The following is a 24433-nucleotide window of genomic DNA, read 5'->3' on the forward strand; positions in this document are numbered from 1 at the left end:
TAGCCAGGCTCTGTTGCAGTCCGACTAAGCGTCGATGAACCTGCGATGACCGTTCGGTGAAGCTTCGATGGTCAGCGCAGCGGCGGCCGCTTGGCGCGCGATCAGCGCACGCGGCGCTTTGCCTCGGCGAGCCGGCGCCCTAAGCTGAACGCCGTTACAGCGCCCGCGTGCCGCGTCGCCTACACGACGCCGGCATTTCAGAGAAAGAGGAAGAGCATGAAACAGAAGATCGTATTCATCACCGGCGCCACCTCCGGCTTCGGCCGTGCCACCGCTCGCCGCTTCGCCGAGGCCGGCTGGGCGCTGGTCCTCACCGGGCGGCGCAGCGAGCGCCTGGAAGAGCTGCAAAGCGAGCTGTCGGCGAAGGTGCCGGTGCACATCGCCACCCTCGACGTGCGCCATGCCGGCGCGGTGAAGGAGGTGGTCGAGCAGCTGCCCGCCGAGTTCAGCCAGATCGATTGCCTGGTCAACAACGCCGGCCTGGCGTTGGCGCCACAGCCGGCGCAGCAGGTCGATCTGACCGACTGGCACACCATGATCGACACCAACATCACCGGCCTGGTCAACGTCACCCATGCCTTGCTGCCGACGCTGATCGCCACCGGCAAGGGTGCCAGCATCGTCAACATCGGCTCGGTGGCCGGCCACTGGCCGTATCCGGGTGGCCACGTCTACGGCGCGACCAAGGCTTTCGTCGAGCAGTTCGGCTATAACCTGCGCTGCGACCTGCTCGGCACCGGCGTGCGCGTCACCGACATCGCCCCGGGCATGGCCGAGACCGAGTTCACCCTGGTCCGCACCAAGGGCGATCAGGCCGCCAGCGACAAGCTCTACCGCGGCACTACCCCGCTGACCGCCGAGGACATCGCCGAGCAGATCTTCTACGTCGCCACCTTGCCGGACCACATCAACATCAACCGCCTGGAAGTGATGCCGACGCGTCAGGCCTGGTCGCCGTTCAACATCGATCGCGACAAGTAATCGGCTCCAATAAGCGTGGCGTGCAACGCGCCGCGCCTGCTGCATCCCCAGCAAACCGGCCGTCCAGACATATCGTTAACCCAAACGTAACGATTGCGTCCGCTGCTTGATTGATGACCCTTCGGTCACATCCCTACTGTGCGCTCCACAAGCGGAAAAACTGTGGAGTCGCCATGACAACAACAATCTCCCCACCGCCGCAGTGGTCGCGTCGTCGCGCTGAAAAAGCCCGTCGTCTCGACCAGGTGCGCAGCCTCGCCGATGGCGTGGTGCTGCCCAGCGAGCGGATCGTCGAGGCCCTGGAACTGCTGATCGCCCCCGGTGATCGCGTGGTCCTCGAGGGCAACAACCAGAAGCAGGCGGACTTCCTCTCCCGCTCCCTGGCCAAGGCCGACCCCGGCAAGCTGCACGACCTGCACATGATCATGCCGAGCGTCAGCCGCGCCGAGCACCTGGATCTGTTCGAGCGGCAGATCGCCCGCAAGCTCGACTTCTCCTTCGCCGGCCCGCAGAGCCTGCGCATCAGCCAGCTGCTCGAAGACGGCCTGCTCGAAGTCGGCGCCATCCACACCTACATCGAACTCTATTCGCGCCTCTTGGTGGACCTGATCCCCAACGTCGCGCTGGTGGCCGGCTTCCAGGCCGACCGCCACGGCAACATCTACACCGGCCCGAGCACTGAAGACACCCCGGCGCTGGTCGAACCGACCGCGTTCAGCGATGGCATCGTGATCTTCCAGGTCAACGAGATCGTCGACGAGCTGCCGCGCGTGGACATCCCGGCCAGCTGGGTGGATTTCGTCGTCGTCGCCGACAAGCCGTTCTACATCGAGCCGCTGTTCACTCGCGACCCGCGCCACATCAAACCCGTGCACGTGCTGATGGCGATGATGGCGATCCGCGGCATCTACGAAAAACACAACGTGCAGTCGCTCAACCACGGTATCGGCTTCAACACCGCCGCCATCGAGCTGATCCTGCCGACCTACGGTGAGTCGCTGGGCCTGAAAGGCAAGATCTGCCGCAACTGGACGCTCAACCCGCACCCGACGCTGATCCCGGCGATCGAGACCGGCTGGGTGGAAAGCGTGCACTGCTTCGGCACCGAGCTGGGCATGGAGAACTACATCGCCCAGCGCCCGGACGTGTTCTTCACCGGTCGCGATGGCTCGATGCGCTCCAACCGCATGATGTGCCAGCTGGCCGGGCAGTACGCCGTGGACCTGTTTATCGGTGCCACCCTGCAGGTCGATGGTGATGGGCATTCCTCCACCGTGACCCGTGGCCGCCTGGCGGGCTTCGGCGGTGCGCCGAACATGGGCCACGACCCACGCGGTCGCCGCCATCCGACCCCGGCCTGGCTGGATATGGCCATGCCCGGCGGCGAGGCCCCGGTGACCATGCTCGAGCGCGGCAAGAAGCTCGTGGTGCAGATGGTCGAGACCTTCCAGGAAGGCGGCAAACCCACCTTTGTCGAGCAGCTCGACGCCATCGAGGTGGCGAAGAAGAGCGGCATGCCGCTGGCGCCGATCATGATCTACGGCGACGACGTCACCCACCTGCTCACCGAGGAAGGCATCGCCTACCTGTACAAGGCGCGCTCGCTGGAAGAGCGCCAGGCGATGATCGCCGCGGTGGCCGGCGTTACCAGCATCGGCCTGCGGCACAACCCGAAGGACACCGAGCGCATGCGCCGCGAAGGGCTGATCGCGCTGCCGGAAGACCTCGGCATCCGCCGCAATGACGCGTCTCGTGAATTGCTCGCCGCCAAGAGCATCGCCGAACTGGTCGACTGGTCCGGCGGCCTCTACAACCCGCCTGCCAAGTTCAGGAGCTGGTGATGAGCGCACTCATTGCAAGACAGGCGCAGCCGACACTGGCCGAGCGCCTGGCAGACCTGGCGGTGCAGGCGCTGATCGACGAGGCCGACCTGTCGCCCAAGCCGGGGCTGGTCGACCGGCGTGGCAACGGCGCGCACGACGATCTGCATCTGGGTCTGATGCACGCCTCGGCGCAGTCGCTGTGGCCGGCCTTCGCCGCCATGGCCGATGCGGCGCGAGCCGAGGGCCAGGTCAGCCAGGCGCTGCGTGAATCTCTCGGCCAACTGGGTCGCGACGGCGAAGCGGAAATGCTGCGCGTCACCAACGGCGTGAATACCCATCGCGGCGCGATCTGGGCGCTGGGGCTGCTCAGCGCAGCGGCCATGCTGGAAAGCGGCGCGGCGGCCGATCGAATCGCTGCAAGCGCCGCCGCCCTGGCGCGGCTGGACGATCCGGCCGCGCCGCACAATCCGGACAGCCACGGCGCGCGGGTCTGCCGTCGCTACGGCGTACTCGGCGCGCGCGAACAGGCCCAATACGGCTTTCCCGCGGTCATCGAGCACGGTTTGCCGCAGCTCCTGGCCAGTCGCCGTGCCGGTGCCGGGGAGCAGAACGCCAGGCTCGATGCGCTGCTGGCGATCATGAGCAGTCTGAGCGACACCTGCGTGCTGCATCGCGCTGGTCTTGAAGGGCTGACCCGCATGCAGGTCGGTGCCCGCGCCGTACTCGAAGCCGGTGGTGCCGCCAGCCTCGCCGGTCGCCGCCAGCTGCGCCTGCTCGATCGCGACATGCTCGCCCTCAACGCCTCGCCGGGCGGTGCCGCCGACCTGCTTGCCGCCACCCTTTTCCTCGACCGTCTGGCGCCGCATGCGCCGGCGCCGACTGGGAGCAACTGAACATGGAAACCCTGTCTTTCGAATTCGCCGCCGGGCAACCCGCCCGCGGCAAGGCCCTGGTCGGCGTGGTCGGCTCGGGCGATCTGGAAGTGCTGCTGGAACCCGGCCAGGCCGGCAAGCTGGCGATCCAGGTGGTCACCTCGGTCAATGGCGCCGAGCAGCGCTGGAAGAATCTGTTCGAGCGGATGTTCCGCGAGCAGAACCTGCCGGCACTGAACATCGATATTCACGATTTTGGGGCCACACCGGGCGTCGTGCGTCTGCGCCTGGAGCAGGGACTGGAGGAGGTCGGCCATGACTGATGTGTCCGCTAACACCGTGGCCCGTTTACTCGAGTCGCGCAGCTTCGTCGAACTCGGCGCCCGCCAGCGCGCTCGCGCGCTGCTGGATGAAGGCAGCTTCCGCGAACTGCTCGATCCGTTCGACCGCGTCACCTCGCCCTGGCTGCCGAAGCAGGGCATCGTCACCCAGGCCGACGACGGCGTGGTGGTGGCCAAGGGCAGCATTGACGGCCAGCCGGCGGTGATCGCCGCCATCGAAGGCGCCTTCCAGGGCGGCAGCATGGGCGAGGTCGGCGGCGCGAAGATCGCCGGCGCGCTGGAACTGGCTGCCGAAGACAACCGCAACGGCATCCCGACCCGTGCCGTACTGTTGTTGGAAACCGGCGGCGTGCGTCTGCAGGAAGCCAACCTCGGCCTGGCGGCCATCGCCGAGATCCAGGCCGCCATTGTCGAGCTGCGCGAGTACCAGCCGGTGATCGGCGTGGTCGCCGGTTCGGTCGGCTGCTTTGGCGGCATGTCGATTGCCGCCGGGCTGTGCAGCTACCTGGTCGTTACCCGTGAGGCCCGCGTCGGTCTCAACGGCCCGCAGGTGATCGAGCAGGAAGCCGGCCTCGACGAGTACGACTCCCGCGACCGCCCGTTCATCTGGAGCCTGACCGGTGGCGAGCAGCGCTACGCCTCGGGTCTGGTGGACGCCTATGTCGCCGACGACACCGACGCCATCCGTGCGCAGCTGCACGAACTGTTCGCCCTCGGCAAGCCGGTGCAACCGCGCAGCCGCCGCCACGCCTGGTTCCTCCAGCGCCTGGCCGATGTCGATACCCGCACGCAGCTCGATGCCGCCGCCGTGCGTGCCCTCTATGAAGGAGATGCCCAATGAACCGTGGACTGAACTGGTTGCAAGCCTTGGCCGGCGGTCAGGCGCAGGCCGGCTATCCGGCCTCGGTGAAGGTGGTCGACGGCACGCTCGGTGAGCGCACCGCCCGCTATATCGCCGTGGTGCCGGATGCCGAGAATCCCTTCCCGCGTGCCCGCAACGGCGAAGTCGGTCTGCTCGAAGGCTGGGCGTTGGGCCAGGCGCTGGACGAGGTGATCGCCGCCGATCGCGACAGGGCCGACAGGCGTGTGCTGGTCGCGGTGGTCGATGTGCCGAGCCAGGCCTACGGCCGTCGTGAAGAAGCGCTGGGCATTCATCAGGCGCTGGCCGGTGCGGTGGACGGCTATGCCCGTGCGCGGCTGGCCGGGCATCCGGTGATCGCACTGTTGGTGGGCAAGGCCATGTCCGGCGCCTTTCTCGCCCACGGCTATCAGGCCCAGCGGATCATCGCCCTGCGCGATCCGGGCGTGATGGTGCACGCCATGGGCAAGGCCGCAGCGGCGCGCATCACCCTGCGCAGCGTCGAGGAGCTGGAAGCCCTGGCCGAATCGGTGCCGCCCATGGCCTACGACATCGACAACTACGCGACCCTCGGCCTGCTCTGGGAAACCCTCGCCGTGGACAGCATCGAGCAGCCCGCGGCGGCCGACCTGCAGCGTGTGCGTGACTGCCTGAACAAGGCCGTCGCGGACATCGGCAGCAGCAGCGACCTGCGCGGCCGCCTCGGCGCGCCGAATCGCGAAGCGTCGTCGCGGGTGCGCGAGCTGTTGCGCGCGCAGTGGTAGCGGACACCTGAAGCGGGCGTATCCGCCGAACCCGTCAGCGACTCGACAACAACAATCACAAGGAGGCTGTAGATGCACGACACTCCACGCCCCCACGACCTGCTCTGGGGCATGCGTCCCGAGCAGCTGCCGGCCGATGCGCCCGCCTGGGCGGTCGCTGTGCTCGCCGCTGGCCAGCCAGTGGTGGTGCGGCGTGCCGTCGTCGCGCCAGGGCAGGTGGCGGTCGGCCTGCGCGGGGCCACGCGAGACCAGCGCCTGGCCGCGCTGATGCCGGTCGAGGCGATCAGCCATCGGCTGACACCGGAGCAGCTGCTCGATCGTCGCGCCAGCGAAGACCTGCCGGTGTTCCGCGGGCTCGCCGAACTGCGCCCCTTGCTCGATGCCCTCGGCCATGCCTGGGGTGTCACCGGCTCGGCCGGCTTCCAGCTCGCCACCGGCTTGTCGGCGGCGCACCCGGACAGCGATCTGGATCTGCTGCTCAGAGCCGAGCGCCCGCTGCCACGCAGCGAGGCGCGCCCGCTGTTGCAGCTGCTCGAACGCCGCGCCTGCCGCGTCGACCTGCAGCTGGAAACCCCGCTCGGTGGTGTGGCGCTCAGGGAATGGGCCGGTGACGCCATGCGGGTGCTGGTCAAGACCGCCGGCGGGCCGCGCCTGGTAACCGATCCTTGGGCCGCGGAGCGTGCGGCATGAGCAGCCTGTTCGCCTTTCCCGGCCAGGGCGCGCAGAAGCCCGGGATGTTGCAGCGTCTGCCCGAGTCGCCGGAAGTCGCCGCGACCCTGGCCGAGGCCAGTGCGGTGCTCGGCGAGGATGCGCTGCTGCTCGACTCGGCCGAGGCGTTGCAATCGACCCGTGCCGTGCAGCTCTGCCTGCTGATCGCCGGGGTCGCCGGGGCGCGCCTGCTGATGCGCGATGGCCAGCGGCCGGACTACGTGGCCGGGCTGTCCATCGGTGCCTACGCCGCGGCGGTGGTCGCCGAGTCGCTGGATTACGCCGATGCCCTGCGGCTGGTCGCCCTGCGTGGCGAGCTGATGCAGCAGGCCTATCCCGAAGGCTTCGGCATGACGGCGATCCTCGGCCTGTCGCTGGGCGCGGTGGAGGCGCTGCTGGCCGAAGCCGAGGGGCCGGCCTACCTGGCCAATATCAATGCCGAAAACCAGCTCGTCATTGCCGGCAGCGATGCCGCCATGGCCGCGGTCGCTGCTCAGGCCAAAGCGCTCGGCGCATCCTGCGCGCGGCGCCTGGCGATGAGCGTGCCGTCGCATTGCGCGCTGCTGCAGGCGCCGGCAACGCAGCTCGCCGAGGCTTTCGCCAAGATCAACCTGCGTGCGCCGCGCATTCGCTATCTCAGTGGCTCGTCCGCGCGGCCGGTGTTCGACGCCGAACGCCTGCGCGACGACCTGACCTTCAACATGTGCCGCGTCGTCGACTGGCACGGCACCCTGCGCACCGCCTACGAGCGCGGCGTGCGTTTGCATATCGAACTGCCCCCCGGCTCGGTGCTGACCGGGCTGGCGCGGCGGGTTTTTGAACAGGGTACGCTGGTCGCCTTCGACGGCGCCCGGCTCGACACACTGGACGCCTTGCTGCGTCAGGAGGGCAGCCAGAGCCGATAGACCGCGTGCACATTCAGCGCGAGCCAGCCTTAACTCGCCGACTGATCGATGGATAAAAACAACTAACTCGACAACACGCGCCCAGCCCTCTGCAGGCTGCAGCGCAACCAAAAGGACAATAACAATGATCATCTTTGGTGTGGCCTTTCTGGCCCTGTGTACCCTCACCGGCATCTTCGTCGGCGAGTTGCTCGGCAAGGCGATCGGCGTGCCGGCCAACGTCGGCGGCGTGGGTATCGCCATGGTGCTGCTGATCCTCATCGGCAGCTATCTGAAGAAGCGCGGCCTGTTCAATCCGGAGTCGGAGCAGGGCATCAAGTTCTGGAGCGCCGTGTACATCCCGATCGTGGTCGCCATGGCCGCGCAACAGAACGTCTACGGCGCTCTTGCCGGCGGGCCAATGGCGATTCTTGCCGGCGTCGCGGCCGTCGCGCTGGCCTTCATGCTGGTCCCGGTACTGGACCGGATTGGCCGAAAAAAGCTTGAGGCCGACCCGACACTGCCGGCTGATCCAGCCAAGCCGCTCACCAGCAGCACACGGGGGTAACGGCCATGTACGAATCGCTCATGAAAGTGATCAGCGGCTACGGCCTGATCAGCGGCTTCGCCATCATCGGCGCAACCATGTGGATCTCCTACTGGCTGTCGGACAAGCTCACCAAGGGTCGCCTGCATGGATCGGCGGTGGCCATCCTCATCGGTCTGTTGCTGTCGTACATCGGTGGCGTGGTAACCGGCGGGCAGAAGGGCCTGGTGGATATCGCGCTGTTCTCCGGCATTGGCCTGCTTGGCGGAGCCATGCTGCGTGACTTCGCCATCGTCGCCACCGGCTTCGGTGTCAGTGTCGACGAGCTCAAACGGGCCGGCATGGTCGGCGTGCTGGCGCTGTTCATCGGTGTGCTCGCCTCGTTCGTAGCGGGCGTGGCGGTGGCCATGGCGTTCGGCTACACCGATGCGGTAAGCCTGACCACCATCGGCACGGGCGCGGTGACCTACATCGTCGGCCCGGTCACCGGCGCGGCGATCGGCGCCAGCTCGGAAGTGATGGCGCTGTCCATCGCTGCCGGCCTGGTCAAGGCGATCGTGGTGATGGTCGCCACGCCCTTCGTCGCGCCCTACATCGGGCTGAACAACCCGCGTTCGGCGGTGATCTTCGGCGGCTTGATCGGCACCTCCAGTGGTGTTGCCGGCGGTCTGGCGGCCACCGATCCGAAGCTGGTGCCCTACGGCTGTCTGACGGCCGCGTTCTATACCGCACTGGGCTGCCTGCTTGGCCCGTCGCTGCTGTTCTTCGTGATGCGCGGGTTGTTGGGCTAACCGTTGCGCCGGTGAGCGGCCGGGCCCGGCCCTGCCGCTCCAGGCGAGCGCTGTTCCGCAGCGCGTTCGATGGATGCCACGAGCCTCCCGTCCGCGTCATCCAAACGTGGGGGTTACAGCGCTGGCATTTTCTGGCAGGGTAGGCTTCGAATCGCGACAGAATGCCGCAACTGGCGCTGACGCGAATCGATGTGATTGCGGGAGAGACTGCCGCTAGGCAGCGCCGAAGGAGCAACCGCCCCGGAAACTCTCAGGCAAAAGGACCGCTATCACTGCTGAAACTCTGAAGAGCCGCCCGGTTTTCGTCGCCGGGCGCACCGAAGGAGCAAGCGAGCCGTCACGCGCTCGTGAATCTCTCAGGTCCAGAACAGAGGGGGCGCCCGCCGCGCGTTGGGCGCACGGGCTATGACCCCCTTGACGTTCTGGAGCGACAACAATGAAAACAATCGCAGTCATCGGTGGCGGTATCACCGGCGTCACCACCGCCTATGCCCTGGCCAAGCGCGGCTTCTCGGTCACCCTGCTGGAAAAGCACCGCTACGCGGCGATGGAAACCTCCTTCGCCAACGGCGGCCAGCTGTCGGCCTCCAATGCCGAGGTCTGGAACCACTGGTCGACCATCGTCAAGGGTCTCAAGTGGATGCTCAAGAGCGATGCGCCGCTGCTGGTCAATCCCAAGCCCAGCTGGCACAAGCTCTCCTGGTTCGCCGAGTTCATCGGCTCGATTCCCAATTATCGGCAGAACACCGTTGAGACCGCACGCCTGGCCATCGCCGCGCGCGAGCACCTGTTTGCCTGGGCCGAGGCCGAAGGCATCGACTTCGACCTGAAGAAGAAGGGCATCCTGCACATCTACCGCGACAAGGCCGGCTTCGAGCATGCGGGGCTGGTCTCACGCCTGCTCGCCGAAGGCGGCCTACCTCGGCGCAGCGTGACGCCGGAGGAAATGCGTGCCATCGAGCCGACCCTGGCCGGCACCTATTACGGTGGCTACTTTACCGAGTGCGACTCCACCGGCGACATCCACAAGTTCACCCATGGCTTGGCTATGGCGATCGAGCGACTCGGCGTGCGTTGTCTGTATGGCGAGGACGTGCAGGCGGTGGCCACTGACGGCAAGCGCGCGACCGTGACGCTGGGTGGCGCTGCCGGTGGCGAGCGCCTGGAGTTCGACGGCCTGGTGATCTGCGCCGGCACTGCCAGCCGTGCACTGGCCGCGCAGCTCGGCGACCGGGTGAACATCTATCCGGTCAAGGGTTACTCAATCACCGTCAACCTGACCGACGAAGTCAGTCGCGCCTCTGCACCTATCGTCAGCCTGCTCGACGACGAAACCAAGCTGGTCAGCAGCCGCCTCGGTGATGATCGTTTCCGTGTCGCCGGCACCGCGGAGTTCAATGGCTACAACCGCGACATCCGTGCCGATCGCATCCGTCCGCTGGTGGACTGGGTCAACCAGTGCTTCCCCGGCGTTAACACCCGCAGCGTGGTGCCCTGGGCCGGCCTGCGGCCGATGATGCCGAACATGATGCCCAAGGTCGGCCGCGGCAGCGCGCCATGTGTGTTCTACAACACCGGTCACGGCCACCTGGGCTGGACGCTGAGTGCGATCACCGCGGACATGATCGGTAACGTTGTGGCGCAAGGTCTGGGCCGCCCGGCACCGGTAACGTCCGGGCAGACAGCCGTCGCATAACGCAGTCGGCCGTAGGGTGGAAGACGGCGAAGCCTCTTCCACCGCTGCGTGCCAGATCGGCGCAGTGCCATGGGCAGCTTCACGCGAGGCGCAGGCATCTGCGTTCCGGCGTGCCGTTAGTGTCCGCGTGAGGCTTGGGCGCATGCAATCCGGCGGCGTAAAAGACTGCGTGGATAAGCTTCGCGTTATCCACCCTACGTTGCGCCAAACACAGAGGTCGTAGGGTGGAAGACGGCGAAGCCTCTTCCACCACTGCTGCGACGATCATCCCGGCCCGTCTGGCCATATGCCGATGCGTGGAAAGCCGCTGCGCGGATTTCCCTACACCGCTTCAGCTCGGGTGTTTCAGGCTGTACATCCGGCATTCGGCGAGCAGCGCCAGCAGGTTGGGGTCGCGCTCCTTGGCCTTGAGGAACACCACGCCGATATGCTGTTGCAAGTGATAACGCGCCTGCAGCGGGATCAGCCGCACCCGCGATTCGTAGACCATGCCCACGCGCCCCGGCAGCAGCGCGTAGCCGACCCCGGAATTGACCATGCTGAGCAGGGTGAAGATGTCGTTTACCTGCATCGCCACCTGCGGCTCGAAGCCCGCCAGCTGGAACACCCGGTTGCCGTCCTGGTGGGTGGCGAAGCCCTGCGACAGGGTGATGAAGGTGGCGTCGCGCAGGTCGCTGAGGTCCACCTCGCTCTGATTGGCGAAGGGCGAGTCGGCCGGCGCGGCGAGGAAGATGTCGTCGGAAAACAGCTGCACCTGGGCGCAGTCCGGGTCGGCCACGCTTTCGTTGAGCGACACCAGAATGGCGTCCAGCTCCATGTTCTTCAGCTTGTAGAGCAGGTCGACGTTGGAGCCGAGGATCAGGTCGATGTTGAGTTCGCTGCGGCGCAGTTTCAGACCCATGATCAGCTGCGGCACGGTCTTCACCGTCAGCGAATACAGCGCGCCGAGCTTGAAGCGCTCGGCCGAGAAACCGGCCGCCTCTCGGGTCTGGCGCACCGTCTCGAGCACGTCCTTGACCAGCTGCTGGGCGCGCTCTTCCAGCACATAGGCGCTTTCCAGCGGAATCAGGTTGCGCCCCTCATGCTTGAACAGTGGGCAGCGCAGCGCGCTTTCCAAGGAATGGATGGCGCGGTGCACACTGACGTTGCTGGTGTTCAGCTCCACCGCGGCCTTGCCCAGATTGCCGCTGCGCATGAAGGCCAGAAACACTTCCAGCTTCTTCAGGGTCAGTTCTTCGTCGATCTGCATGGCCGTTGCTCCGCGGGCGGGTCGACGATTATGCCGGACGGGCGCGCACTGCGGCGCCTCACCAGCGCAGCAGGCGCGGCCCGAGCAGGGCGCCGAGCACGCCGGGCAGCAACATGCCGAGCAGGTACCAGAGCGCCCAGAACGGCACCGCCATCTCCGGGCAGTGCAGGCTGTAGGCGAGCGCAGCGACGCTGCCAGCGAGCAGACCGGCAGCGCCGCCGGCCAGATGCGGGCGTGTCGGTGCCAGCCCGCGCAACGCCCAGAACGCGGCGATGAACGCGGGGATCGACAGCAGCGCGATGTTCGCCAGGCACTCGCGCCAGGTGTTGCCGAGCAGCAGCGGCATGCGTGCGTCGGCCGGGGCGGTAATCAGAATCGTCAGTGCGGCGACCCAGACGATCACCACCGGTGCCGCCAGCAGCGCCCAGCTGTGACCCACCCGCGTGCCGGGGCGCGCCAGTCGTGTGGTCAGCAACAGCGCACCGAAGAACAGGGTCGCCGGCAGTGCCAGCTTGGCCCAGAACAGCGGCGTGGTGGCGATCACCGCCAGGTCGGCGCGAATGCCATAAGCGGTCACGATCAGCAACAGCGCGACGGCCAGGCCGCACAGCAGCGCCGTGGCGAAGCGCTTGGCGACGACGTGCCGGTCTACCGGCGCAACCTCGCTGGCGAGCAGGGCAATCAGGTCATCGGTTTTCATGCGCCACCTCGAATCTTCGCCGCCAGGGCCTTGAGCCCGCGATGGATGCCGACCTTGATCGCCGAGCTGGAAAGCCCAGTCAGACGCGCAGTTTCTTCCACCGAGCGGCCCTCCAGTTTGACGTGAACGATGGGTAACCGCTGGCGTGGCGGCAGCTGCTCTAGCAGCTTGCCCAAGTCACGGCGGGCCTCGGCCTGCGCGTTGTCCTGTACGGCGAGCAACTCGTCGGCCTCATCCAGCCAGTCCGTCTGCGCGGCCTGACGGCCACGGGTGCGGTAGTGGTCGGCCAGCTTGTAGCGACAGATCGCCTGCACCCAGACCGTCAGCGGCTGCTCAGCGCGATAGGTCTGCCGCGCATTGTGCACCGCCAGCAGTACCTCCTGCAGAACGTCTTCCAGCTCGCTCGACTGCGACAGGCGGCGACGCAGAAAACCGCGCAGATGGCCGCCGAGCTGATCAAGGAATGCCCGATAGGCCCTCGCATCGCCATCGAGCCCGCGCAGCAGCAGCGCGCGCAGCTCGTTCTCGCGGGCCTGGAGTGTCTCCTGAGAGGTAGTTCGTTCCATCGGCTGCTCTGGTTACAGGTGGAACCGCGAAATGTCCGCCGCCCGTCGGCCAGGGTCACGGTAGGGACGTCGCGAGAAAATCTCAAAATAATTTTTCGCTGGCTGTAACCACCACGACTGACGCAGCGAATTACCTCACGAGCCATCTGCAGATTCGCCGATGGCCACTCAACGATTGCGGAGAATCCAACATGAAGGCTCTCAACCTTGCGGCTGCCGCTATTGCCCTGGCTTCGATCGCCGTGGGCGCTCAGGCAGGCGAAAGCGACAAAGGCGACATGGAAAAATGTTACGGCGTCGCGCTGGCCGGACAGAACGATTGCAAGGCTGGTGCCGGCACCAGCTGCGCCGGCAGTTCCAAGCGCGATTACCAGGGCAACGCCTGGAAACTGGTGCCCGCTGGTACCTGCACCTCGATCGAGACGCCCAAGGGAATGGGCTCGCTGACGCCGGTCGAGCGCTGAGCCTAGCGTGCCGGCCATGCAGATCCTCGGAGCAGGACTAGGGCTGAAACCCGAGCATTACGCGGACGCCTGTGCCAGCGTGGCGGAGGGGCTGTGGTTCGAGGTCCATCCGGAAAACTACATGGTCGGCGGTGGCCCGCGGCTCGACTGGCTGGAGGCGGTGGGGGCACGGCACCCGCTGTCGCTGCATGGTGTGTCGCTGTCGCTGGCTGCCGACTGTGCACCGGACGAGACGCACCTGCAGCGACTCAAGGCGCTGGCCGAGCGTGTGCGGCCGGCGCTGATCTCCGAACACCTGGCCTGGTCGAGCTGGCGCGGCAACTACCATCCCGACCTGCTGCCATTTCCACGGACGACGGCGGCTTTGAGACGAATCGCGGCGAACATCGAGTGGACCCAGGAGGTGCTTGGGCAGCGCATCGCCATCGAGAATCCCAGCCACTATTTGCGCTTCGAGCAACATGAGTGGGACGAGATCGACTTTCTCGCCGAACTCAGCCAGCGCACCGGCTGCGGCCTGCTGCTGGACGTCAACAACGTGCAGGTCAGCGCACACAACCTGGGTTTCGATGCGGCTGCCTACCTGCGGCGTTTTCCGGCCGCGCCGATCATGGAGATCCACCTGGCCGGGCACAGCCGGGATGACGCGTCTTCGCTGCTGATCGACTCCCACGATGCGCCGGTGGACGCGGCGGTCTGGGCGCTCTATCGGCAACTGATCGAGCGTATCGGCCCGCGCCCGACGTTGATCGAGCGCGACGACCAGCTGCCGGCTTTCGAGACGCTAATGGACGAGCGCGCTCGTGCCCAGCAGACGCTCGATGACGTGGGGGGCTGGCAATGAGCGGCTCGCTGGCGGCATTTCAGGATGCCTTCGTCGCGGCGCTGACCGGCGCGCCCGGCAGTGCGGCGGGCGAGGTCGCTGCGCTGGCCGCGCAGCCTGGATTTGCGGTGTACCGCAATACGCTGCTCAAGGGCTGCGTTGATGCGCTGCGCGCCAATTTCCCTTCTGTCGAACGACTGGTGGGGGATGAGTGGTTCGCCGCCGCTGCGGCGCTGTACGCGCGCGCGGAGCCGCCGCGCGGAGGCCCGTTGCTTGAATACGGGGAGGATTTTTCTGCGTTTCTGCAGGGTTTCGAGCCGGCGCGAGCGCTGCCCTATCTCGGCGGCGTTGCGCAGCTGGACCGGCTCTGGCTCGAGGTATTCAGCGCCGTGGAGCAACCGGTCCTTGCGCTCGCTGCCCTGGCGACACAAACCCCGCAGCAGCTGGCCCGGCAGGCCCTGGTGCCGCGCGCGGCGCTGCGCTGGCGGTGGTTCGCCGAGCTGCCGGTGTACAGCATCTGGAGTTGCACCCGCGAGCAGCGCGAGGTGCCGACGACGCTGGTCTGGCAGGGCGAAGGAGCACTGCTGAGCCGAAGCGCCAGCTGCATCGGCTGGCAGCCACTCGAACGCGGCGGCTGTGCCTTTCTCGACGCCTGTGCCGCTGGCCGCTCGCTGCAGCAGGCCTCGGAACACGCGCTGGCGGTCCAGCCGGAGCTCGACTTCAACGACCTGCTAGGCCGGCTGCTGGCGGCAGGCGCGTTCGCCGCTTTGGCGCCGACGACGCCATCCACATGAGGAAGCTGACATGAACGTCATGCACAACCTGCCGCTGCGTTTGCGTCAACAATGGAACGGGGTCGCGCAGCGGATGCAGCAATTGCTCGGCGATTCGCTGCTGCATCTGCTGGCACGCTTGGCCATCGCGGCGATCTTCCTGCTCTCCGGGCGCACCAAGGTGAGCGGCGTGTTGGACATCACCCCGGGCACGTTCGAGCTGTTTCGCAGCGAATACGCATTGCCTTTGCTACCGCCGCCTATCGCGGCGCACCTGGCGACCTACGCAGAGCACCTGTTCCCGCTGTTGCTCGTGCTTGGCCTATTCACGCGGCTGTCGGCGCTGGCGCTGTTGCTGATGACACTGGTGATCCAGCTGTTCGTCTACCCCGACGCCTGGTCGACCCATTTGAGCTGGGCGGCGCTGCTGCTACTGCTGATAGGGCGTGGCGCCGGCCGGCTCTCGCTCGATCACCTGTGGGGAATTCGCTAGCGCCGGCCTTGAATCGCCACGTCAGGCAGGCACGACGTCCTCATCTTCGGGAATCTCATCGGTGACGAACACGCGAGCGTGATCGCTCTGCGCATCTTCGATGTGCAGGCCGAAGTAAAGGGCATCATTGGCGTCCCAGAACGCCTCGACCTGCTCAAGCGAGGCCTGCTCGAGCAGGACCTGGCCGGTGTGTTCGAGGATGATGGAATAGCGGCGATTGGCGGACATGAAAGTGACTCTGATCATCGGAAGAGCTGCACCCCGCAGCTGTGATGTCATTTTGTCACTTTGAAAGGCTTAATCCCTGCCCGTTCATCGCCCGAGCGCTTTTCTCTGCCGAACGGTTAGTGAGCGGTGGTGACAACACCACTACATCCCGCTCATTGCCAGTTGGCTTATTTGTAGGCCAAAAAGGATTGCAATCGAATGCAGTTTGCAATCAGGAGATAATATTTATATCGAATTGATGACGAAGGAAGCCGATAAACATACTGATCCAGTACACGGTAAGTGTTATGCAGGTGAAGTAAAGCCAAGCAGTTATAGGGCGGCTTACCTTTGGTCGAGTCACACCGAATGCGTAAAGAAAACTATATCGGTGCATTCGGCAGAAGGTATCAAACGGACTATAGGATTCCCACTTGACATTGGGCAGCCGAGAGAAGTACGGGTCGAGCCGACGAATTCCGTGGAAGCAGATATAAATGCCATTAATGCCTCCGGCTACGAATAGTAGCAGCCATCCGAGATATAAGATTCGCTCAAGCACCAAGGCTGCGTTCATATCAGTAAATTCCCCGATAAATAATAGTGCCCACCTCTTCGCCAAAACTGCCGCCTTCAGACCCTCCGTAATAGGCGCCGGCAGCGGCGCCAGCGATTGCGATCACTGCGAGGACAGGAGCTCCAATCGTGACACCGAACGCAAGTGCAATTCCTCCCACCACGGCAGTCGCTACTTTGGCACCTGCGAAACCTCCTACGGCACCCCCTCCCGCACTGCCAAAGAATCCGGTTACCTGCTTGAAGCTAGTTTGAGTACAGACTTGGTCATTGCCCACCGTGCAGGCTTCTTGAATCGCATTCAATCGAACGCCTCCGTCGATGGCGATGCCCAAATAACCTAAGCGGCTAGCACCCTTCGCCCAATTCGAAACCGTATTGATGCGTTGCCCAAGCTGCGGAACTTCGCCTCTTTCAGTAATCGCAGAAGCGTTATGCAGGATCGATTTTGTAGATAGTCCGAGTGTGGTCTTGATGCTGTCGTAATTACGGATATTGATAGTTGAAAGGGTCAGGCGGCCAAGGGAATGATTCAGCTGGCCGAATAGCTGCTGGCGCTTCGCATAGAACTCCGGCGAAAATCGGTTGGGGTTTCCGGTGCGGCTGAGCTCGTCGACATACGCGACGTTGATCTTTTCCAGCGTGCTCCTGACGTTCCCTAGCTGGCGTCCGGCTGCGGCACTCAGTACACCCAGCGCGGTGCTCTGGTGGGATGCGACGGTTTCCAACGAGACGTAGTCCAGAACTTCCAGATGTCGCTTGACCGTCATGGCTTCGGCGGGTGTCAGCTGTTGGATGCCTTCACTTGCAAGCCGCGCCTGTTCCCTGAGGGCTTCCAGGCGATGTCGGTCGGCGTCGGTGCGCGGCATGTTGGAGATGATGACGATCTCTCCAGGCAGTACCGTCTCGTTGAGATGCTCGTTGTTTCGCTGGAACAACGAGCGGTGGAGGAAGTGCATTTCACGTCCGTAGATCGCCTCATAGATCGATTGGCGGCTCTGCACCTCTTCGTTCCAGTAGAAGGCGACGTCGAATGCAGCCCCGCTGCACTGGCTGTCCTGCATGATCTGTCCCGCGGTGCAGCCGGGGCGCGCCGGGCTGCTCGTTGCAGGCATGCGTAACATCTGGCCAGCCTGGATCTGGTTGGGGTCTTCAATCTGCGGGTTCAGGCGTAGCAGGCTGCTGACGGTGGTGCCGTGATCGCTGGCGATCCGGGTCAGGGTGTCGCCCCTCTGTATCGTGTATTCCATTCGCTTTATCCATGCAGTCCAAGCAAGCTGGCTTCGATTCGAGCCAGCCGGTGCTCGGCAGGTTCTTCCATGTTGGCCAGTCCGGTGCGTATCTCAGGACTGTCGATGGCCTCAGGAAATTGCAGCGCCAACTCAACGTAGGCGAACAGCTGCTGTTCGGAGCTGATGCTGAGCGTCTCAGCTTCCGCTACGCGCTGATCAACGATCACATCCAGCTCGGAGGCCGACTTTCCATGAAAGTCGTCTGCAGAGAAGTGGTTTACCAGGCGCTGGTTGAAGCGCTGTCGCTCCTGTTGTTGCCAATGAGCGAAGTGCTCGGGATGGATCGAAAACCAGCCCTCGTCGTCAGCAGGTCTGCCGGGAGAAATCTGGTTTGTGGTGAAACCTCGCCATTCGCTCTGCTCGGTGGTCAGCAAGATGCCGCTGACAGGGCCGAGCCAAGCGCTCAGCTCCTCTTGCGTGAGGCTGTCGAAGAAGCGTTCGCTCAAGGCCGGGTCGTAGAATCGGCAGAACGCCAGTTCACCGGAGGGCAGACTGACGCTCAGCAGGCTGCGCAAATGGTTCGCCAGGTCATTGATGCTTGCGGCGCTTTCCAACAGCAGCCCTGCCGATTGCCAGCGCTCCCGGTTCTGCCACATCAGATGCTGCCCCGCGAGGCTGTACAGGACGGGGCTGCATTCCAGCATGGACTCATGGCGCGTGCCTCGGTACAGCGGCTCCAGACGGGGTGCGTCGTCGTGCTGGTAGATGATCTGCAGAGCCGGTAATGCAGCACCATCGAGCAGCAGGTAAAGGTCGTCCCGCTCGATGTCCGGTTCTTCTACAGCCTGCATCAGGCCGTGCTCGCGTTCTTGCCGCATGGGCAAACCTCCAACTGGCATGAGCCATCGGCTTGCATTCCGCATTGCTTGACCAACAGCAGCTTGGCGGCCGCGGCCTGCTTGAGTTGCCGCGACATGTTGATCAAGGCCGGCAAGGTGAGGCTGCCGGCAACGGCGCTGGCAGCCAGCCATGGCATTACCGGTGCCAGAATCTTCAGACCCGCCCCCTTACCCGGTGCGCCACCCGAATTCATCCGGATCGTTGCGCCGCTCAGCGTCACGCCGCTGGGGTCGAGCTTGAGGAAACTGCCGCCGCCGGAGGCGGTGAGTTCCATGCCGGCGTCGATGACGACCTTGCTGCCGGCGTAGTAGTGGATCTCGTTGCCCGCCTCGATGAACTGCCCGGTGCCGATCTTCAGGTGTTGGCTGTTACCCACGGTGAGGTGGTCGTTGGCGCGGATTTCGGTCTTGCGGTCGGCGTGGGTGGTGCGGTTTTCTTCGGCCTTGAACTCGCTGTAGCTGTTGGCTTCCACGGTGTCGTGGCGTTCGTGACCGACGCGGATCTTCTGGTCGTGCTCGATGTTCTCGTCCCAGTCGCGTTGGGCGTGGATATAAATCTGTTCCTGGCCCTTACGGTCTTCGATGCGCAGCTCGTTGTAGCCGCCGCCACCCGGTGAGCTCAAGGTCTTGAGCACCGTGCGGGTCTTGTTCGCCGGCAAGTCGTAGGGGACCTGATGTTCCTTGTGATACAAGCAGCCGGTGACCAGCGGTTGATCGGGATCGCCTTCGAGGAAGGTCACCAGCACTTCCATGCCGACCCGCGGGATGGCGATACCGCCGTAGCGGTCGCCGGCCCAGCTGGAGGAGACGCGCAGCCAGCAGCTGGTCTTGTCGTCGGCCTGGCCTTCGCGGTCCCAGTGGAACTGGACGCGTACTCGGCCGTACTCGTCGCAGTGGATTTCTTCGCCGGCCGGGCCGGTGACCACGGCGGTCTGGCTGCCGAGCACCTTCGGTTTCGGATGGCGAAGGGCCGGGCGGAAAGGGATATCCCAGGGCGTGGCGGTGAAGTGGTTGCGGTAGCCCTGAGTGAAGCCGTCACGTGACTGGCTATCGCTCGTGACCGACTCCTCCAACACCTGCGGCTGTTTGCCTTCATGCAGCACCTCGGTCAGCAGCCAGAGCTGGTTCCAGTCGCTGCGGGGGTGTTCGCCGAGCGGGAGGAAGTGCCCGCTCGCAAGTTGCGGCTGGTCGCTTTCGCCTTCGGCCAGTTCGTAGTCGTGGCGGTGGCGCTCCAGGGCGCGTTGCGACAGGTGCTTGCCGCGGGCGCGCTCGGTGAAGCGGCCGGGGTAATCGTAGTCTTCAAGGTCGGGCTGGAAGTCGCTGTGGAAGGCGGCCTCCATGCTCAGACGTGGCTTCTCGAAATCGTAATCGCGGCGCGTGACGCGGCTGGTGCGGGTTTCCAGGCGCAGGCCGAAACGCTTGATCACCGGCTGGTCGGCGACCAGACCGCTGTCCTGCTGATAGGCGGTGGCAGCGAGCTTCGGGAAGACGGTCTGGTCGTCGCCGAACACCAGCACATGGCCGTTCGCGCCGTGCTGGAAGTGATAGTGGATGCCCTCTTCCTCACACAGGCGCTGGATAAAGTGCAGGTCGGATTCGTCGTACTGCACGCAGTATTCGCGCGGCGGGTAAATCACCGGGCCGAGCTGGAAGCGGTAGGCATCGGCCTGGATGCCGTGTTCCTCGAGCACCTGGGCGACGATCTGCGGCACGCTGAGGTGCTGGAAGATGCGCTGGTTGGTGCGATGGGCGAGATAGGCCAGCTGCGGCACAAGCGTGAGCCGATAGCGGGTCAGGCGCTGGCCGGACTCACCCTGCGCAGCCTGATGTACCAGCCCATGGATGCCGCTGCCGTCCGGCGCCAAGGCGAGGAAGGCCGGGCGATGCAGCAGGCGTTCCAGATCCAGGTCGGGGTGTTCGCTGACCAGTTCCAGGTCGAAGCGGTAGGGCTGGCTGATGGCCTCGCGGCCCTGGAATTCGAGCACCTTGAAGTCGTGCTCGACGCCTTCGAGGGAAAGCGTGAAGTGGGCCTGGTTGGCTGGGTTGAACATGGCGTCTTTCCTTCCTTAGAGATCGGCCGGGCTGATATTCAGCCGTTCCATGCGATACAGCAGCGTTCGCCGCGGCAGGCCGAGTTCGCGGGCGGCCTGGCTCTGGTTGCCGCCGTTCTTGCGCAGGCAATCCATGAGCAGGCTGCGTTCGACCCGCTCCATGCGTTCGCGCAGGTTCAGGCTGCTGTCCAGGCTCGCCTCCACATGCAGATTGAAGTGCTCCGGCAGCAGTTCACCGCCCTCGCAAAGCAGCACGGCGCGCTCCACCAGCCCCTTCAATTCCCGCACGTTGCCGGGGAAGGCATAGCCTGCCAGACGTTCGAGCGCGGCGTCGGACCAGCGACACAGATCGCGCTGCAGGAAGGCGCAGGCCTTGTCGGCGAAATGCCGGGCCAGGCGCAGAATGTCCTCGTCACGCTCGCGCAGCGGCGGCAGTTCGATAGGGAAGTGCGAGAGGCGGTAGAACAGGTCCTCGCGAAACAGGCCGTTCTCGACTTGACTGCGCAGGTCGCGATGGGTGGCGGCGACGATGCGCACGTCGACCTTGTGGGTCTCGGTGGAGCCCAGCGGGCGCACTTCGCCTTCCTGCAACACGCGCAAAAGCTTGGCCTGCAGCAGCAGTGGCATGTCGCCGATCTCGTCGAGAAACAGCGTGCCGCCGTTCGCCGCATCGAGCAGGCCGCTGCGGTCGCGGTCGGCGCCAGTGAAGGCGCCCTTGCGGTAGCCGAACAGTTCACTTTCCAAGAGCTGCTCAGGCAGCGAAGCGCAGTTCTGCACGACGAAGGGCTTGCTACGGCGGAAACCGCAGTCATGGATGGCGCGCGCCACCAGTTCCTTGCCGGTGCCGGTTTCTCCGGTGAGGAGCACATTGACCGGGCTGTGCAGCACCTTGCCGATCAACTGGTAGACCGCGCGCATGCGTGGGCTGTCGCCGATCAGGCCGTAACCGCTGGCGCAGGGGCTGACCGGTGCGGCGGGAGGCGCGGTGCTGCCGGGCGCGCGCAGGCGCTGGAGCAGATGCAGCTGGGCGAGGCCGAAGGCGCCGAGCTGGGCCAGCGAGCCGCTGAAGCCGTGCAGCTCGCGCGACTCGGTACTGGCCGTCAGCAGCAGGCCGGCGACGCGCTGCTGCTCGTCCTGCAGCGGCAGGCAGAGCAGGCTGCGCCAGGGGGCCGGGCTGTCCGGCAGGAAGCCCGAAGCGTGCAGATTGCTGTCCAGTTCGCTGAGGCACAGGGTCTGGTTCTGGCACAGGCAGTACTGCAACAGCTGTTCGCCGTCGTAATCACTCGGCAGGCTGGTGGCTTCGCGTGGCTGCAGCAGGCCGTTGTGCCACTCGGCCGAGAGCGTCAGGCGGGTATGGGTGGCATCCAGCAGATAGAGCTGGCTGAGCTGGCAATCGCTCAGCTGCGCGGCGGTTTCCACCAGCCCGCCGAGCAGGCTGTCGGCGTTCGCCGCGCGTGCCAGACCGGCGAAGCGACCGAGCAGGGCCTCGGCATAGCGCAGTGGTTGCGGTACCTGATTGAACATCGCGGACATCTCAGGCGAACTCACAGATCAGCGCGCCGTCGCCATCCAGCGTGGCGTGCACCCGCTGCAGCGGCTCGCCACTGGCCATGGCATCGAGCAGGCGGTCCACAACCAGCGGTTGCAGGTGCTGCTCGATCAGATGGTTGATCAGTCGCGCACCGCTGTCACTGGCGCCGCAGCGCTCGGAGAGGTGCGTGACCAGCGCCGGGCAGTGGCTGAACTGCAGCTGGCGCCGCTGCAACCGCTCACCGAAGCGCACAAGCTTGAGCGCGACCAATTCGTCGAGCACCGCGCCAGCGATAGGGTAGTAGGGGACCACCCGCATGCGCCCCAGCAGCGCCGGCTTGAAGTGCTGCGACAGCTGTGGGCGTATCGCCAGTTCCAGGTCCTCGGCAGTCGGCCGCTGCCCGGCGGTGCAGAAACTGGCGATGCGCTCGCTGGCGAGGTTGCTGGTCATCAGGATCAGGGTGTTGCGGAAGTTGATCTCGCGGCCTTCGCCGTCATTCGCCACGCCCTTGTCGAAGATCTGATAGAAGACGTTCATCACATCCGGATCGGCCTTCTCCACCTCGTCGAGCAGGATCACCGAGTAGGGTTTCTGCCGCACCGCTTCGGTGAGCATGCCGCCTTCGCCGTAGCCGACATAACCCGGAGGTGCGCCGATCAGGCGGGAAACACTGTGCTTCTCCTGGAACTCGGACATATTGATCACGGTGAGGAAGCGCTCGCCGCCGTACAGCAGGTCGGCCAGCGCCAGGGCGGTTTCGGTCTTGCCGACGCCGCTGGGGCCGACCAGCAGGAACACGCCCACCGGAGCGTCGGGCTTGTTCAGCCCGGCCGCTGCCGCGCGCATGGCGCGATCCAGCGCTTCCACAGCCTGTTCCTGCCCGCGCACGCGGGCGCGCAGGTCGGCGGCGAAGTTGGCGACCTGCGCGTTGTGTTCACGGGCCAGCTGCGCCAGCGGCACACCGGTCCAGTGGCTGATCACCTCGGCCACCAGGCGCGGACAGACCTCATGGCTGACCAGTCGCTGCTTGGCCTGGGCTGCGGCAAGTTCGGCCTGTACGGCGCGCAGTTCGGTCTCCAGCTCATCGAGCGATGGGACCTCGCCGTCCTCGTTTGCAGCGCTGCGGGCTTCGGCCGTGCGCTTGCGCAGGTCGAGCAGGCGCTCGGCGAGCAGGCGCTGCTTGGCCCAGCGGGTTTCCAGCTGCTCGATCTCGTCCCCCGCCGCGATCAGGCGCTGCTCCAGCCGCTCGAGGGCGGCCGCGTCGACCGGCAGGCCGACGGCCAGATCGCGGCGCATGGCTTCACGTTGACGCTCGCCTTCGGCGACCTCGCCACGCAGGCGTTCCAGCGCCTCGGGCGCGGCGGCGAGGCTGATGCGCACCCGTGCGCAGGCGGTATCCAGTACGTCCACTGCCTTGTCCGGCAGCTGTCGGCCAGCTAGGTAGCGAGCCGATAGCTCGGCGGCGGCCGCGACCGCATCGTCGCGCAGGTAGATGCCGTGGCTCTTTTCATAGACCGGCGCCAGCCCGCGCAGAATGGTGACGGCTTCCGGAACGCTCGGCTCGTGCAGTTGCACCGGCTGGAAGCGCCGGGCCAGGGCCGGGTCCTTCTCGAAATATTTCTTGTACTCGCTCCAGGTCGTCGCAGCGATGGTGCGCAGCTCGCCGCGTGCCAGGGCCGGCTTGAGCAGGTTGGCCGCATCGCCACTGCCGGCCTGGCCACCGGCGCCGATCAGGGTGTGCGCCTCATCGATGAACAGGATGATCGGCTTGGGTGAGGCTTTCACTTCGTCGATAACGCCCTGCAGACGGCGTTCGAATTCGCCCTTCACGCTGGCACCGGCCTGCAGCAGGCCGAGGTCCAGGCAGAGCAGCTCGACGCCCTTGAGTGCCACGGGCACTTCGCCGGTGGCGATGCGTAGCGCCAGGCCTTCGACGATGGCGGACTTGCCGACCCCGGCCTCGCCGACCACGATCGGATTGTTCTTCCGCCGTCGGGCGAGGATGTCGATCATCTGGCGGATTGCCGAGTCGCGGCTGAGCACCGGGTCGAGCTTGCCGTCGCGGGCCTGCTGGGTGAAGTTGTGGGTAAAGCGTGACAGGTTCGACTCGCCACCGGCGGCCGGCTTGCCGTTCGCAGTCTGCGGCTGCTGGCTGAGGGCGAAGTCGCGCAGGCGCTCGGCATCCAGTCGGGCCAGCAATGGCTGGTAATGGCTGCCGGCATAGCGCAGCGGATTGCGCAGCAGGGCGAGGATCAGCGCGGCCTGGTCAATCTGGCTCTGGCCGAGTTCCAGGCTCGCCACCAGCAGGGCATCCTGCAGCCATTGCACCAGCTCGGTGGAAAACACCGGGTTGCGCGACTCGCTGCGCTCGCCTCGCGGTTTTAGCGCCTGCGCCAGTGCGCCGGCGTCCACCTCGGCATCCAGCAAGGCTCGCTTGAGCAATCCATCGGAACGCTCGAGCAGGCCGAGCAGCAGGTCCTCGACGAGAACCTTGCTGCCGCCACGTACCACGCAGCGTTGGGCTGCGCCTTCCAGATCGTGCTTGGTTTCGGCATCCAGCGCCTGTACCAGCTGTTGCAGATCGACATTGATCATTTTCATCT

24 protein-coding genes and 1 riboswitch are annotated in these 24433 nt (G+C 65.5%); of the genes, 15 read left to right on the forward strand and 9 right to left on the reverse strand.

The annotated features are described in order from the left end of the window. Positions 1-216 precede the first annotated feature (216 nt). The 11 genes from BHD08_RS00855 (at position 217) to BHD08_RS00905 (ending at position 10266) form a co-directional block, all read left to right on the forward strand. Complete coding sequence (locus BHD08_RS00855) at positions 217-981, forward strand: SDR family oxidoreductase (protein ID WP_015275128.1); 765 nt, start codon at positions 217-219, stop codon at positions 979-981. A gap of 173 nt (positions 982-1154) precedes the next feature. Then, complete coding sequence (gene mdcA / locus BHD08_RS00860) at positions 1155-2822, forward strand: malonate decarboxylase subunit alpha (RefSeq protein WP_125020482.1); 1668 nt, start codon at positions 1155-1157, stop codon at positions 2820-2822. After that, entirely contained in the window at positions 2822-3697 is an 876-nt protein-coding gene (locus tag BHD08_RS00865) for a triphosphoribosyl-dephospho-CoA synthase (protein WP_125020483.1), read from the forward strand. The genes mdcA and BHD08_RS00865 overlap by 1 nt, the downstream gene beginning before the upstream one ends. 2 nt (positions 3698-3699) lie before the next feature. After that, positions 3700-3999 carry a malonate decarboxylase subunit delta gene (locus BHD08_RS00870; protein WP_015275131.1) on the forward strand — a complete coding sequence of 100 codons (300 nt, stop codon included), beginning with the start codon at positions 3700-3702 and terminating at the stop codon, positions 3997-3999. Beyond that, a complete protein-coding gene (locus BHD08_RS00875) occupies positions 3992-4858 on the forward strand; it encodes a biotin-independent malonate decarboxylase subunit beta (protein WP_125020484.1) in 867 nt (288 codons plus the stop codon). Before BHD08_RS00870 ends, BHD08_RS00875 begins: the two co-directional genes overlap by 8 nt. Then, positions 4855-5640: a biotin-independent malonate decarboxylase subunit gamma gene (gene mdcE, locus BHD08_RS00880; RefSeq protein WP_125020485.1), complete on the forward strand. Its 786-nt coding sequence runs from the start codon at positions 4855-4857 to the stop codon at positions 5638-5640. Before BHD08_RS00875 ends, mdcE begins: the two co-directional genes overlap by 4 nt. A 72-nt stretch (positions 5641-5712) precedes the next feature. Beyond that, on the forward strand, positions 5713-6330 hold the full coding sequence (locus BHD08_RS00885) for a malonate decarboxylase holo-ACP synthase (protein ID WP_125020486.1): 618 nt from the start codon (positions 5713-5715) through the stop codon (positions 6328-6330). Then, a complete protein-coding gene (gene mdcH, locus BHD08_RS00890) occupies positions 6327-7253 on the forward strand; it encodes a malonate decarboxylase subunit epsilon (protein ID WP_125020487.1) in 927 nt (308 codons plus the stop codon). The genes BHD08_RS00885 and mdcH overlap by 4 nt, the downstream gene beginning before the upstream one ends. Before the next feature lie 124 nt (positions 7254-7377). Next, positions 7378-7800 (forward strand): malonate transporter subunit MadL, encoded by a 423-nt coding sequence (gene madL / locus BHD08_RS00895; RefSeq protein ID WP_125020488.1) that lies wholly within the window; start codon positions 7378-7380, stop codon positions 7798-7800. A 5-nt stretch (positions 7801-7805) separates the two neighbouring features. Continuing rightward, entirely contained in the window at positions 7806-8570 is a 765-nt protein-coding gene (madM, locus tag BHD08_RS00900; RefSeq protein ID WP_125020489.1) for a malonate transporter subunit MadM, read from the forward strand. A 188-nt stretch (positions 8571-8758) separates the two neighbouring features. Next, a riboswitch (glycine riboswitch) is annotated at positions 8759-8846 on the forward strand. A 160-nt stretch (positions 8847-9006) separates the two neighbouring features. Next, positions 9007-10266 (forward strand): D-amino acid dehydrogenase, encoded by a 1260-nt coding sequence (locus BHD08_RS00905; RefSeq protein WP_125020490.1) that lies wholly within the window; start codon positions 9007-9009, stop codon positions 10264-10266. Between the two features lie 331 nt (positions 10267-10597). Here the strand turns inward: BHD08_RS00905 and BHD08_RS00910 are convergent, their stop codons facing one another. The 3 genes from BHD08_RS00910 to BHD08_RS00920 are packed head-to-tail and all read right to left on the reverse strand — an operon-like array spanning position 10598 to position 12781. Next, complete coding sequence (locus tag BHD08_RS00910) at positions 10598-11515, reverse strand: LysR substrate-binding domain-containing protein (protein WP_125020491.1); 918 nt, start codon at positions 11513-11515, stop codon at positions 10598-10600. Between the two features lie 58 nt (positions 11516-11573). Further along, positions 11574-12215 carry a DUF1109 domain-containing protein gene (locus tag BHD08_RS00915; RefSeq protein ID WP_125020492.1) on the reverse strand — a complete coding sequence of 214 codons (642 nt, stop codon included), beginning with the start codon at positions 12213-12215 and terminating at the stop codon, positions 11574-11576. After that, entirely contained in the window at positions 12212-12781 is a 570-nt protein-coding gene (locus tag BHD08_RS00920) for a sigma-70 family RNA polymerase sigma factor (protein WP_125020493.1), read from the reverse strand. Before BHD08_RS00920 ends, BHD08_RS00915 begins: the two co-directional genes overlap by 4 nt. Before the next feature lie 191 nt (positions 12782-12972). Between BHD08_RS00920 and BHD08_RS00925 the strand changes: the two genes are divergently transcribed. The 4 genes from BHD08_RS00925 to BHD08_RS00940 are packed head-to-tail and all read left to right on the forward strand — an operon-like array spanning position 12973 to position 15334. Then, entirely contained in the window at positions 12973-13245 is a 273-nt protein-coding gene (locus BHD08_RS00925) for a DUF2282 domain-containing protein (protein ID WP_125020494.1), read from the forward strand. A 16-nt stretch (positions 13246-13261) separates the two neighbouring features. Beyond that, positions 13262-14089 carry a DUF692 domain-containing protein gene (locus BHD08_RS00930; RefSeq protein WP_125020495.1) on the forward strand — a complete coding sequence of 276 codons (828 nt, stop codon included), beginning with the start codon at positions 13262-13264 and terminating at the stop codon, positions 14087-14089. Continuing rightward, positions 14086-14862: a DNA-binding domain-containing protein gene (locus BHD08_RS00935; RefSeq protein ID WP_125020496.1), complete on the forward strand. Its 777-nt coding sequence runs from the start codon at positions 14086-14088 to the stop codon at positions 14860-14862. Before BHD08_RS00930 ends, BHD08_RS00935 begins: the two co-directional genes overlap by 4 nt. A gap of 10 nt (positions 14863-14872) precedes the next feature. Then, complete coding sequence (locus BHD08_RS00940; RefSeq protein ID WP_125020497.1) at positions 14873-15334, forward strand: DoxX family protein; 462 nt, start codon at positions 14873-14875, stop codon at positions 15332-15334. A gap of 21 nt (positions 15335-15355) precedes the next feature. Here BHD08_RS00940 and BHD08_RS00945 read toward each other — a convergent pair whose 3' ends face one another. The 6 genes from BHD08_RS00945 to tssH form a co-directional block, all read right to left on the reverse strand. Next, positions 15356-15562: a hypothetical protein gene (locus BHD08_RS00945; protein WP_125020498.1), complete on the reverse strand. Its 207-nt coding sequence runs from the start codon at positions 15560-15562 to the stop codon at positions 15356-15358. 557 nt (positions 15563-16119) lie between these two features. Then, positions 16120-17367: a LysM domain-containing protein gene (locus tag BHD08_RS00955; protein ID WP_125020499.1), complete on the reverse strand. Its 1248-nt coding sequence runs from the start codon at positions 17365-17367 to the stop codon at positions 16120-16122. Between the two features lie 5 nt (positions 17368-17372). Further along, entirely contained in the window at positions 17373-18227 is an 855-nt protein-coding gene (locus BHD08_RS00960) for a DUF4123 domain-containing protein (RefSeq protein WP_125020500.1), read from the reverse strand. Further along, positions 18200-20299, reverse strand: a complete 2100-nt coding sequence (locus BHD08_RS00965; RefSeq protein ID WP_125020501.1) for a type VI secretion system tip protein VgrG — start codon at positions 20297-20299, stop codon at positions 18200-18202. The genes BHD08_RS00960 and BHD08_RS00965 overlap by 28 nt, the downstream gene beginning before the upstream one ends. Before the next feature lie 15 nt (positions 20300-20314). Next, positions 20315-21823: a sigma-54-dependent Fis family transcriptional regulator gene (locus BHD08_RS00970; protein ID WP_125020502.1), complete on the reverse strand. Its 1509-nt coding sequence runs from the start codon at positions 21821-21823 to the stop codon at positions 20315-20317. A gap of 10 nt (positions 21824-21833) precedes the next feature. Then, positions 21834-24431 carry a type VI secretion system ATPase TssH gene (gene tssH / locus BHD08_RS00975; RefSeq protein WP_177412615.1) on the reverse strand — a complete coding sequence of 866 codons (2598 nt, stop codon included), beginning with the start codon at positions 24429-24431 and terminating at the stop codon, positions 21834-21836. Positions 24432-24433 lie beyond the last annotated feature (2 nt).

This window comes from Pseudomonas sp. SCT, from assembly GCF_003864275.1.
Lineage (GTDB): Bacteria > Pseudomonadota > Gammaproteobacteria > Pseudomonadales > Pseudomonadaceae > Stutzerimonas > Stutzerimonas stutzeri_AE.